At 61.1% G+C, this 12,778-nt stretch carries 10 protein-coding genes; 5 read left to right on the top strand and 5 right to left on the bottom strand.

What is annotated here, in order from left to right; translation table 11 throughout:
- From BS630_RS20380 to BS630_RS20400, 4 genes are all read right to left on the bottom strand, one after another.
- The gene (locus BS630_RS20380) at positions 1 to 1,059 is read right to left on the bottom strand and encodes a Gfo/Idh/MocA family protein (protein WP_077978827.1); all 1,059 of its coding nucleotides are present in this window, start codon (positions 1,057 to 1,059) and stop codon (positions 1 to 3) included.
- On the bottom strand, positions 1,056 to 1,895 hold the full coding sequence (locus tag BS630_RS20385) for a carbohydrate ABC transporter permease (protein ID WP_017961350.1): 840 nt from the start codon (positions 1,893 to 1,895) through the stop codon (positions 1,056 to 1,058). The genes BS630_RS20380 and BS630_RS20385 overlap by 4 nt, the downstream gene beginning before the upstream one ends.
- Positions 1,896 to 1,904: 9 nt before the next feature.
- The gene (locus BS630_RS20390; RefSeq protein ID WP_017961351.1) at positions 1,905 to 2,852 is read right to left on the bottom strand and encodes a carbohydrate ABC transporter permease; all 948 of its coding nucleotides are present in this window, start codon (positions 2,850 to 2,852) and stop codon (positions 1,905 to 1,907) included.
- 220 nt (positions 2,853 to 3,072) lie between these two features.
- On the bottom strand, positions 3,073 to 4,332 hold the full coding sequence (locus BS630_RS20400) for an ABC transporter substrate-binding protein (RefSeq protein ID WP_017961352.1): 1,260 nt from the start codon (positions 4,330 to 4,332) through the stop codon (positions 3,073 to 3,075).
- A gap of 527 nt (positions 4,333 to 4,859) precedes the next feature.
- Between BS630_RS20400 and BS630_RS20405 the strand changes: the two genes are divergently transcribed.
- The 4 genes from BS630_RS20405 to BS630_RS20420 all read left to right on the top strand — a co-directional run bounded on the left by BS630_RS20405 (position 4,860) and on the right by BS630_RS20420 (position 7,256).
- A complete protein-coding gene (locus BS630_RS20405; protein WP_077978829.1) occupies positions 4,860 to 5,744 on the top strand; it encodes a glucosamine kinase nucleotide-binding domain-containing protein in 885 nt (294 codons plus the stop codon).
- Positions 5,741 to 6,505 (top strand): GntR family transcriptional regulator, encoded by a 765-nt coding sequence (locus BS630_RS20410; RefSeq protein ID WP_020050885.1) that lies wholly within the window; start codon positions 5,741 to 5,743, stop codon positions 6,503 to 6,505. The genes BS630_RS20405 and BS630_RS20410 overlap by 4 nt, the downstream gene beginning before the upstream one ends.
- Before the next feature lie 61 nt (positions 6,506 to 6,566).
- On the top strand, positions 6,567 to 6,821 hold the full coding sequence (locus BS630_RS20415; protein ID WP_017961356.1) for a type II toxin-antitoxin system prevent-host-death family antitoxin: 255 nt from the start codon (positions 6,567 to 6,569) through the stop codon (positions 6,819 to 6,821).
- A 6-nt stretch (positions 6,822 to 6,827) separates the two neighbouring features.
- Positions 6,828 to 7,256, top strand: a complete 429-nt coding sequence (locus tag BS630_RS20420; protein WP_027664204.1) for a hypothetical protein — start codon at positions 6,828 to 6,830, stop codon at positions 7,254 to 7,256.
- A gap of 224 nt (positions 7,257 to 7,480) precedes the next feature.
- Here the strand turns inward: BS630_RS20420 and metH are convergent, their stop codons facing one another.
- A complete protein-coding gene (gene metH / locus BS630_RS20430) occupies positions 7,481 to 11,254 on the bottom strand; it encodes a methionine synthase (RefSeq protein ID WP_077978831.1) in 3,774 nt (1,257 codons plus the stop codon).
- A 169-nt stretch (positions 11,255 to 11,423) separates the two neighbouring features.
- Between metH and BS630_RS20435 the strand changes: the two genes are divergently transcribed.
- Positions 11,424 to 12,683, top strand: coding sequence for an AGE family epimerase/isomerase (locus BS630_RS20435; protein ID WP_077978832.1), 1,260 nt, complete (start codon positions 11,424 to 11,426; stop codon positions 12,681 to 12,683).
- The last annotated feature ends 95 nt before the right edge of the window (positions 12,684 to 12,778 follow it).

The following is a 12,778-nucleotide window of genomic DNA, read 5'->3' on the forward strand; positions in this document are numbered from 1 at the left end:
TTATAATCTGACCGGCTGGCCGGTGCGCACGCTCTCGTCGGCGGCAAGGCAGATGCGCAGCGACGCCACCGCATCCGCCATATGGCGGTCGAGGTCCAGATCCTCGCGGATCGCCCTCAGCATGAAGGCCTGTTCCAGGTCGCAGAGCGCCTGATGACCGGGCTCGCCCGTCATCGTCATATCCTGGTCAGGCCGGATGAACTTGCCGTCAGGCCCAGTCTCGGCCGTGTGCAGGCGGATCACCGAGGTCTTGGTGTGCGTGTCGATATCGTCGGACCTCGCGTTCGGATCCTTGACGATCGACACCGCCCCCTTCGGCGACATCACATCTTTCACGAAGAAGGCTGTTTCCGAGATCATCGGGCCCCAGCCGGCCTCGTACCAGCCGACGGAACCGTCCTCGAACAGCACCTGCAGGTGACCGTAATTATACATGTCGGCAGCGATCTCGTCGGACATGCGCAGTCCCATGCCGCGTACCTCGACGGCCCTCGCATCGGTGATCTGGCACATGACGTCGACATAATGCACGCCGCAATCGACGATCGGCGAGGTCGTGCGCATCAGCGACTTGTGCGTCGCCCAGGTCGGGCCGCTGGACTGCTGGTTGAGGTTCATGCGGAAGACGTAAGGCGGGCCGAGCTTGCGCGCCTCCTCGATCAGCTTCATCCAGGAAGGATGATGGCGAAGGATATAACCGATCACCAGCTTGCGCCCCGCCTTCCTGGCTGCCGCGACGACGCGCTCGGCGTCGGCGACGGTGGTCGCCAGCGGCTTTTCCACGAAGACATCACAGCCCGCCTCGAAGGCGGCGACCGCATAATCGGCATGGCTGTCGGAATAGGTGTTGATCGAGCAGAGGTCCGGCTTCAGCTCGGCGAGCGCCGTCGTGAAGTCGGGATGGATCGTATAGCCCTGCAGCTCGGCGGCCAGCTCCGGCGTCGAGCGGTTGACGAGACCGACGATCTCGAAGCCTGGATTGTTATGATAGGCGAGCGCATGGCTGCGGCCCATATTGCCGAGGCCGGCAACGAGCACGCGGATCGGCTTTTCGGTCACTTGACGGCTCCTGACGTGATGCCGCGGATCAGCTGCCGCGAGAAGATGACATAGAGGACGAGGATCGGCAGGATCGCCAGCGACAGCGCCGCCAGCACCGCATTCCAGTTGGTGACGAACTGGCCGATGAAGATCTGCGAGCCGAGCGTCACCGTCTTGGTGGCCTCGGAAGGTGCGAGGATCAGTGGGAACCACAGATCGTTCCAGATCGGGATCATCGTGAACACCGCGACCGTCGCCATGGCCGGGCGCACCAGCGGCAGCACCAGCCGGAAGAAGATCGCATATTCGGACAGCCCATCGATGCGGCCGGCATTCTTCAGATCGTCCGAAACCGTGCGCATGAATTCCGACAGGATGAAGATCGCCAGCGGTATGCCCTGCGCGGTATAGACGAGGATCAGCGCCGTCAGCGTATTGACGAGGCCGGCCGCCACCATGCCCTGCAGGATCGCCACCGTGCCGAGACGGATCGGGATCATGATGCCGATCGCCATGTAGAGCCCGAGCAGCATATTGCCGCGGAAACGGTATTCGGAAAGCGCAAAGGCGGCCATGGCGCCGAAGAGCAGCACCAGCAGGATCGAGACGATCGTGACGATGAAGCTGTTCTGGAAATAGGTGGCGAAATCGCCCTGCCCCAGCACCGTCTGATAGCCGACCAGACTGAAGGTCGACGGCGTCGGGATCATCAGCGGCTCGCGGAAGATCGAAGCGCGATCCTTGAACGAGTTGACGATGGTCAGGAACACCGGAAACAACGCGACCAGCGTATAGGCGCTCAGCGCCAGATGTACGAGGCCGGTGCGGATGGGAGATGTGCGTGCCTTGGACATGCGCGCTCCTCAGAACTGGTAGCGACGCATGCGCCGCTGGATGACGAAGAGATAAAGCGAGACGCCGGCGAGGATGATGAGGAACATCACCGTGGCAATCGTCGCGCCCATCGAGCGGTCGCCGAGCTGAAGCTGGAAACCGAAGAAGGTGCGGTAGAGCAGCGTGCCGAGAATGTCGGTCGACATGTCAGGCCCGGCCAGCGCCCCCTGCACAGTATAGATCAGGTCGAAGGCGTTGAAATTGCCGACGAAGGTCAGGATCGAGATGATGCCGATCGCCGGCAGAATGAGCGGCAGCTTGATTTTCCAGAACTGGGCCCAACCGGTAATGCCGTCGCATTCGGCCGCCTCGATCACCTCTTCGGGGATGCTGAGCAGTGCGGCATAGATCAGCATCATCGGAATGCCGATATATTGCCAATTCGAGATCAGCGACACCGCGATCAGCGCCGAACCGGCCTTGCCGAGCCAGGGCGCGAACAGGAATTTCAAGCCGATGAGATCGAGCATCCAGGGCGCCACGCCCCAGATCGGCGAAAGGATGAGCTTCCAGATGAAGCCGACGATGACGAAGGAGAGTAGCGTCGGCAGGAACATCGCCGTGCGGTAGAAGGCGACGCCGCGGAGCTTCGGCACCGAAAGCAGGGCGGCAAGCGCCACACCGATCGGGTTCTGCACGCACATGTGGATGGCAAAGAAGATCAGGTTGTTGACCAGCGCATTCCAGAAATCGCGCGCCCAGCGCGCATCGCCGAACAGCACCTTGAAATTCGCCAGTCCGACGAAGGCCGGCTGCCCGTCGACCGTATTGTAGAGCGAAAGCCTGAGCGTTTCGATGAGCGGCAGCACCATGACGGCAGAATAGACGATCAGGGCTGGCAGCATGAAGACGAAGATATGCCAGCGCACCGGGCGCCTGATCGGGACGATATCGACCGTGTTGTCGGTTTCGCTCATGGCTTTTGCCTGTTCTTGTCGACTGGCCGCAAGGTGCAGCGCAGATGGAAACATTGCGCCTCACCCCTGACCGTCTCTCCGGCTGCCGGGAGAAGGAACGTGCCCTGCTTTGATGCCAAGTCGGGCTGGGAGGTCGCTGCGAGTCTCCTTCTCCTCTGAAGTGGGAGAAGATGGCCGGCAGGCCGGATGAGGGGCGGCAAACGCCGCCCTCCACACGCTATCACTTGGCCGGCTTGTACCAGCTGTCGAGGCCGTCCTGCAGCTTCTTGGCGGCAACCGCAGGCGTATCCGTGCCGTTGATCACGTTGGCCGATTCGACCCAGGTCTCGTTTTCGAGGTTCGGCGTGCCACGCGACAGGATCTGGTAGGTCGAGCGCACCGTCGACTTGTACGGGCCGCGCCAGGAAACGAATTCCTGAGCGAGCGGATCGGACATCTTGACCGGGGTGGAGTTCAGGCTGAAGAAGCCCGGCAACGAGTTGGCGTAGATATCAGCGAACTCCGGCGAAGCGACCCAGCTGAGGAACTTCTTGGCTTCCTCGGCATGGGTGCTCTTTGCGTTCAGGGCAACACCGATATCCGGATGGTCGGAGATGTAGCCCGTGTCGCCTGCCTTCGGAACCGGCGGCGGGAAGGCGCCCATCTTGAACTGGGCCTGGCTGTTGAACAGCGCGATTTCCCACGAACCGGCAGGATAGATCGCCGCGCGGCCGAGCGTGAACAGGTTCTGGCTGTCGGAGTAGGTCTGGGCCTCGAAGCCGTCGCCGAGATAGGGCTTCCACTTGGCAAGCTCTTCATAGGGCTTGACCCATTCGGCATCGGTCAGCTTCTGCTTGCCGGCGATCAGAGCGGCGCGGCCGTCCTCACCCTTCCAGTAGTTCGGGCCGATGTTCTGATAGCCCATGGTAGCGGCTTCCCAGAGGTCCTTCGTGCCCATGGCGAGCGGAATGTAGGTGCCGTCGGCCTTGATCTTGTCGAGCGCTGCGTAGAACTCGTCCTGCGTCTTCGGCACGGAAATGCCGAGCTTGTCGAAGGCATCCTTGTTGTAGATGAAGCCGTGAATGACCGAAGCCATCGGCACGCAGAAGGTGGACTTGCCGTCGTCGGTGCTCCAGGCGGCCTTGGCGACCGGCGAGAAGTTCTCCATGCCAGGCAGGCTGGTGATGTCGGCGAGCTGCTTCTTGTTGAAGAGTTCGAGCGAGGCATCGAACGGACGGCAGGTGATGATATCGCCTGCGGAGCCGGCATCAAGCTTGGCGTTCAGCGAGGCGTTGTATTCGGTCGGCGCGGTCGGCGAGAAGACGATCTTGATGCCCGGGTTCTTCGCTTCGAAGGCCGGGATGATCTTTTCCTGCCAGATCTGCAGATCGTCGTTACGCCAGCTTTCCACCGTCAGCGTGACGTCGGCGGCATGGACGAGGCCCGCTGAAGTCAGCAGACTGGAGGCAAGCAGCAAGCTTTTCAGAGCAGTGTTTTTCATTTCCCTCTCCTGTTTTAAAGCGCCGCTAGGCGCTGTCTTCGATCTGAAACAAGCAATTGGCGTGTTTGAGGTAACACCCAATGCCCCCTTGGAGGACCGCCAGCAATGCCGGTCCCGAAAGCTCAACGGACACGAAGGCGGACGCCTGCGGCCGAACTGCGCGCCTTCCCGGCGACTGCACCAGGTGGCGAAATGATGGGGAAAGCCGATGGATGCCTGACCTTCACCACCAGCTTGACGGGCCGGCGGGTTGTCATCTCGATCATCCTCGAAGCGGTTCCGGCTTGGTTTAACTGCCGGTTTTCGTGGGCTTCGAAGTGCTGTTCCCTTTTGCCGAATTAATGCCAAAAAAATACCAATTGTCCAGTCGAAATTAACTTTTCGGCCTGATAAAACTCATTAAAAAATTTAATCAAGCAAAATCAATATGATAAAAAGATCGATTTTCCGTGTCATTCCCACTTGGTAAATGGTATTTTTTTGGTATTGTACTAAAAACCATGGGGAACGCATATTCGGAGGGCCCGATGACGGAGCTTGCAATCGGCATAGACGGCGGCGGAACGAGCTGCCGGGCCGCAGTCGCGGACAGGAACGGCAATGTCATCGGCCGCGGCAAATCAGGCCCTGCCAATATCCTGTCGGATCTGGAAAACTCTCTTCTCAACATCGTCGAATCCGCCCGGCAGGCGCTAAGCGATGCCGGGCTTGCCGCTGAAACTCTTTCCTCTGTCGCAGCGGTCGTCGGCGTCGCCGGCGCCAATGTCGGCGATTACGGCAGGCGAATCGAAAAGGCCCTGCCCTTCGCCGAAGGCCGTGTCGTCACCGATGCGCTGATCGCCCTACAGGGTGCGCTCGGCGATGCCGACGGCATCGTTGGCGCCTTCGGCACAGGCTCGGTCTATAATGCCCGCAAGGATGGCCGGTTGAACGGCATCGGCGGCTGGGGTTTCGTTGTCGGCGACCAGGCAAGCGGTGCCCGCCTCGGCCGCGACCTACTGGAACGATCACTGCTTGCCCATGACGGGGTGCGCCCGGCATCGCCGATCACCGACGCGGTCATGACCGAATACGGCAATGATCCCGAGCGCATCGTCGAATTCGCCCATTCCGCAAGACCGAAGGATTTTGCCCGTTACGCCCCCACCGTCTTCCAACATGCCGCCAAGGACGATGCCGTCGCGGACGGCATCGTCACGGATGCGGCAACGGCGATCGGCGAAAGTCTCGAAGCGCTACTCTGGCCCGAATGCCCATCGATCTGCCTGCTCGGCGGTCTTGCCGAAGCTTATGAGCCGTGGCTTTCCGAACGCTACCGGTCGCTGCTTGCCAGCCCGAAGGGCGATGCCCTGCAGGGCGCGGTGGAACTTGCGGTCAAGCTCTTAAACGACAGGCAGAGAGGTGCGGCATGACCGACGACCTCGCTACCCTCCTTTCCCTGGAGCGCCTGCAGGCAGCCGGCACAGGTCCGCTCTACGTCAAGCTGCGCCGCACGCTCGAAGGAGCCGTGCGCACCGGCACGCTCGGGCACGGCGATGCGCTGCCGCCGGAACGCGACATCGCCGAATTCGCCGCCGTCAGTCGAGTCACCGTGCGCAAGGCGATCGACGAACTCGTCGCCGATGGCCTGTTGGTGCGCCGTCACGGTTCAGGCACCTTCGTCGCCAAGCCGGTCTCCAAGGTTGAGCAGCGCCTGTCGCAGCTCACTTCCTTCACCGAAGACATGGCGCGCCGCGGCATGTCCTCCCGCTCCGAATGGCTGCATAAAGGCGTCCACACCCCCTCGCCCGACGAGATGATGATCCTTGGCCTCGGTACCGACGTCAAGGTTTCGCGCCTTTCCCGCCTGCGCATCGCCGACGACCAGCCGCTGGCGATCGAGAATGCCAGTGTCTCCGGCGAATTCCTGCCCGATCCCTCGGCCGTCACCAATTCGCTCTATGCCGAACTCGAACGCCTTCAGGTCCGCCCGGTGCGCGCCGTGCAGCGCATCTCCGCGACCAATATGAAGGAAGCCGACGCCCAGCTTCTCGGCGTCTCCGCGGGTGCGGCCGGCCTGTCGATCGAGCGTATCTCTTATCTCGGCTCCGGCCGCGCCGTCGAATTCACCCGCTCGCTCTATCGCGGCGATGCCTATGACTTTGTCGCGGAGCTGACGATCGCGGTGACGTGAGAGGCTTGAATTTATCCGAATTATACGTATAATTCGGATATCGTAAGTTGGAACGGGTAAGATGGCTCAGACCACGGCTCTGGAATTTCAGCGTAAATTCGGCGAATTCCAGCATCAGGCGCAACGTGAACCTGTCGAGATCACCCGGCATGGCCGTCGTGAATTCATCCTCATGTCCGCGGAACACTATGATTGGCTGAAGGCCGCCGCGCAACGGACGCACAAAACCGCCGATGCCCTCTCTGTCGTCATCGATGCCATTGAGCGCGCAGAGATGGATCCTGTCCACGCTCCTCTCGATGAATTGCTGAAATAACATCGCATGGCGTCGCTTCCCGAACCGAGGCCGGGCTTGGTCGTGCGCTACGATTACCTCTGGTCGCGCGAAGCATTGGCGGGTCGCGACCAGGGCAAGGACAGACCAGCCTGTCTCGTCGCGGCAAGCGATAGCCTCGCCAATCCTCGCTACGTCGTCCTGTTGCCGATCACGCACACCCCGCCTTCAGGCGAAACGGTCGGAATCGAAATCCCGCCGAAGGTGAAGCAGGCAATCGGTCTGGATGATGAGCCGAGTTGGGTTATCATCTCGGAATACAATATCGATGAATGGCCGAATGGCGGACTTTCGCCAGTGCCCGGCAGCGGAGGAATACTCGCTTATGGCTTCATTCCGCCTGGACTTTTTGCAACGATTAAGGCGAGATTTCTTGACCTCGCCAAGGCAAAGAAAACTGAGCCCGTTCGCCGCTAAAGCGTGTCGCAACCCTTCAGATTCGCTCCTCGCCCTTTAGGTCTCTGTTTTTATGCATGTCGTTACCGCGAAACCGCAGCAATTTTTTGTGAGACCTGCTCCAGATTAAGTTCGGCGATATGATTTTCACATTCATTTTCAAAAACATGAAGCCGGAAAGTGAATCACTTTCCGGCTTCCTCATTTCTTGAATCACTTTGTCAGCGGACGATGCCAACGGCTGATTACGCCGCATCCTCGATCTCGGTTTCGGCCTTGCGCGGCACGTAGTTCAGCACCGGCCCGAGCCAGCGCTCGACTTCAGACACCGCCATCTGCTTGCGCGCCGCATAATCCTCGACTTGATCGCGCTCCACCTTGGCGACGCCGAAATAATAGGAGTCGGGGTGGCCGATATAGAGGCCGGAGACCGAGGAACCGGGCCACATCGCATAACTCTCCGTCAGCTTCACGCCGGCCGCTTTTTCAGCGTCGAGCAACTTGAACAGCGTTGCCTTTTCGGTGTGGTCGGGCTGGGCGGGATAACCGGGCGCAGGACGGATGCCGGCATAGGCTTCGGTAATGAGATCCTCTTTGCTGAGCGTCTCGTCCTTGGCATAGCCCCAGTATTCGCGTCGCACCTGCTCATGCATACGCTCGGCAAAAGCTTCGGCGAAGCGGTCGGCCAGCGCCTTGACGAGGATCGACGAATAATCGTCGTTCGCCCGCTCGAAACGCTCGGCGATGGCGATTTCCTCGATGCCGGCCGTCACCACGAAGCCGCCAACATAATCCTCAACGCCGCTTGAAACCGGCGCCACGAAATCGGAAAGTGCCACGTTCGGCCGCCCGTCCCGCTTCGAAAGCTGCTGACGCAACGTGTAGAAAGTAGCCAGTTCTTGGCTGCGGCCCTCGTCCGTGAACAGCCGGATATCGTCGCCGACCGCGCCGGCCGGCCAGAAGCCGATGACGGCGCGCGGGCGGAACCACTTCTCGTCGATGATCTTCTTCAGCATCGCCTGCGCATCGGCCCAGAGCGCGCGCGCCGCCTCGCCCTGCTTCTCGTCTTCGAGAATGGCAGGATAACGGCCGCGCAATTCCCAGGTCTGGAAGAACGGCGTCCAGTCGATATATTTGGCAAGCTCGGCCAGATCGTAATCCTCGAACACCCGCGTGCCGAAGAATTGCGGCTTCTTCGGCTGGTAGGCAGACCAGTCGACCTTGTGGGCATTCTCGCGGGCTCGCGGCAACGGCAGCCGCACCTTCTCTGCCTCGCTACGCGCATGGGCAGCCGCCACCTTGGCATATTCGGCGCGGATATCGTCGACATAGCCCTGGCGGCTATCCGGCGACAGCAGAGCCGAGACAACGCCGACGGCGCGGCTCGCATCGGTCACGTAAACCGTCTGCCCCTTGTTGTAGCCGGGATGGATCTTCACGGCCGTATGCACGCGGCTGGTCGTCGCCCCGCCGATCAATAGCGGGATCTCGAAGCCCTGCCGCTCCATCTCGGCAGCAACATGCACCATCTCGTCGAGCGACGGCGTGATCAGGCCGGAGAGGCCGATGACGTCGACCTTCTCGGCAATGGCCGTCTCGAGAATCTTCGTCGCCGGCACCATGACGCCGAGGTCGACGATCTCGTAATTGTTGCAGGCAAGCACGACGCCGACGATGTTCTTGCCGATATCGTGCACGTCGCCCTTGACCGTCGCCATCAGGATCTTGCCGGCCGACCGTCGCTGGTCGCCGCCGTTGAGGCGCTTTTCCTCTTCCATATAGGGCAGCAGCACGGCAACCGCCTGCTTCATCACGCGTGCCGACTTGACCACCTGCGGCAGGAACATTTTGCCCGAGCCGAAGAGGTCACCGACGACGTTCATGCCGGCCATCAGCGGCCCTTCGATGACGTGCAGTGGCCGGGCGGCCTGCAGGCGCGCCTCCTCGGTATCGGTCTCGATATATTCGGTGATGCCGTTGACCAGCGCATGCTCGAGACGCTTCTCGACGCTCCATTCGCGCCAGGAAAGATCCTGGACGCGGCCTTCGCGTGCCGCGCCGCCACGGAATTTCTCCGCCACTTCGAGCAGCCGCTCGGTACCATCAGGACGACGGTTCAGCACCACGTCCTCGCAGGCTTCGCGCAGCTCGGGATCGATATTGTCGTAGACGGCAAGCTGGCCGGCATTGACGATGCCCATGTCCATGCCCGCCTGGATGGCGTGGTAGAGGAACACGGCATGCATCGCCTCGCGCACCGGCTCGTTGCCGCGGAACGAGAAGGAAAGGTTCGACACGCCGCCCGAAATATGCACCAGCGGCATGCGCTCGCGGATCGTGCGCGTCGCCTCGATGAAGTCGACACCGTAATTATTGTGCTCTTCGATGCCGGTCGCGACCGCGAAGATGTTCGGGTCGAAGATGATATCCTCGGGCGGGTAGCCGATCTTCTCGGTCAGCAGCTTGTAGGCACGCGTGCAGATATCCACCTTGCGCTCGTAGCTGTCCGCCTGCCCCGTCTCGTCGAAGGCCATGACGACGACGGCGGCACCATAATTGTGCAGCAGCCGCGCCTGGGCGAGGAAATTCTCCTCGCCTTCCTTCAGCGAGATCGAGTTGACGATCGGCTTGCCCTGGACGCGCTTCAGGCCGGATTCGATGATCGAGAACTTCGACGAGTCGATCATCACGGGCACGCGGGCGATGTCAGGCTCGGCGGCGATGAGGTTGAGGAACTCGACCATCGCCTTTTCGGAATCGATTAGGCCTTCGTCCATGTTGATGTCAATCACCTGCGCGCCGTTCTCGACCTGGTCGCGGGCGACATCGAGCGCTGCGGTGAAATCGGCGTTGGTGATCAGTTTGCGGAAGCGGGCCGAGCCGGTGACGTTGGTGCGCTCGCCGACATTGACGAAGGGAATGTCCTTGGTCAGTTCGAAGGGTTCGAGACCCGACAGCGACATGAAGGGGCGATGCTCGGGAATCGGCCGTGGCTTGTACTTGGAAACGGTCTCGGCGATCGCCTTGATATGCTCGGGCGTCGACCCGCAGCAGCCGCCGACGATATTGACGAGGCCCTCGCGGGCGAAGCCGTCGATCTGCGCCGCCATCAGCTCCGGCGTTTCGTCATACTGGCCGAACTCGTTCGGCAGGCCGGCATTCGGATAGGCGCAGATGAAGGTGTCGGCAACACCCGAAAGCTCCTGCAGGTGCGGGCGCATCGCATTGGCACCGAGCGCGCAGTTGAGCCCGATCGTGAAGGGATTGGCATGGCGCACCGAGTTCCAGAAGGCCGACGGCGTCTGGCCGGACAGCGTGCGGCCTGAAAGATCGGTGATCGTGCCGGAGATCATCACCGGCAGGCGCACGCCCTTGGCCTCGAAGCGCTCCTCGCAGGCGAAGATCGCAGCCTTGGCGTTCAGCGTGTCGAAGATCGTCTCGATGAGGATGATGTCGGCACCGCCGTCGATCAGCCCGTCGATCTGCTCGCCATAGGCGGAACGCAGATCGTCGAAAGTCACGGCCCGGAAGCCAGGATTGTTGACGTCGGGCGAGATCGAGGCGGTACGGTTGGTCGGCCCGATGGCGCCGGCGACGAAGCGGCGGCGGCCATCCTCACGCTCGGCGCGCTGCGCCGCGCGGCGCACGATTTCGGCACCTTCCTTGTTGAGGTCATAGACCGCACTTTCCATCTCATAATCGGCCTGCGCGATGCGGGTCGAGGAGAAAGTATTGGTCTCCAGAATATCGGCGCCGGCCTTGGCGTATCTGTAATGGATCTCTTCGATCGCGTCCGGCTGGGTCAGGATCAGAAGGTCGTTATTGCCCTTCTGGTGACAGGCGCAGCCGAAGAAGCGCGTCCCGCGGAACTGGTCTTCATCATAGCCAAGCCCCTGGATCTGCGTGCCCATGGCGCCGTCCAGAACAAGGATGCGTTCGCTCGCGGCTTGTCTCAAAGCTGCGAAAACTTCACTGCCGTCACGTTTGCCCGTTTCCGGACCAAAGAGATTGTCAAACACGGGAGGGCTCCTTGACGTCGTAAGACCAGACTTCCAAATCACATAAAGATATCTTTATGTCAATATATGCCTGTCGATTTCGTGCTTTGCAAATCTCGCCGGATGACAGACTCGCACGACGCCTATATAGGCGTTTACCACGCTTTGTGCACGAAATCGGAGGAGCATCATGGCACCCGCAATCGGAAACGCCGTGCTTGGAAACTGGACGACCCGCGCCTATCACCGCGGCTGGCTGCTGACCCAGGCGAACGGTCTCTTCGATTTCTTCCAGCACAATTCGGTCAACCCAAAGGGCGGCTTCTACGATCTCGACGACGAAGGTAGGCCTCTCGACGCCGATGGCCAGGTCCGCGGCATCCATATCGCGGCGCGCGCGGTGCATTGCTTCTCGATCGGTGCTCTGCTCGGCCGCCCCGGAGCCTCCCACGTCGTCGACCACGGCATGGACTATATCTGGAACCATCATCGCGACCGGAAAAACGGCGGCTATTTCTGGTCGCTCAACAATGACGGTCCGGTCGATTCCAACAAGCAGGGCTATGGCCATGCTTTCGTGCTGCTCGCCGCCTCAGCGGCAAAGACGATCGGCCATCCGCTTGCCGACGGCATGCTCGCCGATATCACCGAGATCCTCAACACAAAATTCTGGGAAGCGAAGCACGGCGCGATCGCCGAGGAATTCACCGCCGACTGGCAGCCGCTCGACGGCGGCGCCTATCGCGGCCAGAACTCCAACATGCACCTGACCGAAGCGCTGATGGCGGCCTTCGAAGCCACCGGCGACAGGGAATACCTGACCAAGGCCGAAAGCATCGCCGATCTCGTTATCCGCCGCGCGGCGGGTTCGGTCGACTGGCGCGTCGCCGAGCATTTCGATGCCGAATGGAATCTCGACAAGGCTTACTATCATTCGAATGAAATGTTCCGCCCGGCCGGCACAACGCCCGGTCATTGGCTGGAATGGGCCCGCCTCATCCTGCAGCTCTGGGCGCTCGGCGGCAAACGGATCGAATGGATGCCGGATGCGGCGAAGGCCCTCTTTGCGCAATCCATGGCGCTCGGCTGGGACAACGACAAGGGCGGCTTCTTCTATACGCTCGATTGGGACGACAAGCCCGCCAAGCGCAACAAGCTCTGGTGGCCAGCCTGCGAAGGTGCGGCTGCCGCACATTTCCTCAACGAGCACCTGCCGAGCGATTTCCATGAAGAGAGCTACCGCAAGATCTGGAACGTGATCGAGCGCGCCTTCATCGACCACAAGAACGGCGGCTGGCATGAGGAGCTGACGGAGGATCTCGTTCCCTCTCACTCTCTCTTCCCCGGTAAGGGCGATATCTACCACGCGCTGCAGGCCTGTCTCATCCCGCTTTTCCCGGCGACGGGCAGCCTGACGAAGGGCATCACTGAGGCTGGCAGCAAGCTCTGAGGCGAACGGCCTCACCGGCAAGAGACGTCATTCTCAGCCTTGTGCCGAGGATCTACGGATAGCGCGGCAGATGCTCGGCACAAGGCCGAGCATGA

The sequence above is a fragment of the Rhizobium laguerreae genome (assembly GCF_002008165.1).
Classification (GTDB): domain Bacteria; phylum Pseudomonadota; class Alphaproteobacteria; order Rhizobiales; family Rhizobiaceae; genus Rhizobium; species Rhizobium laguerreae.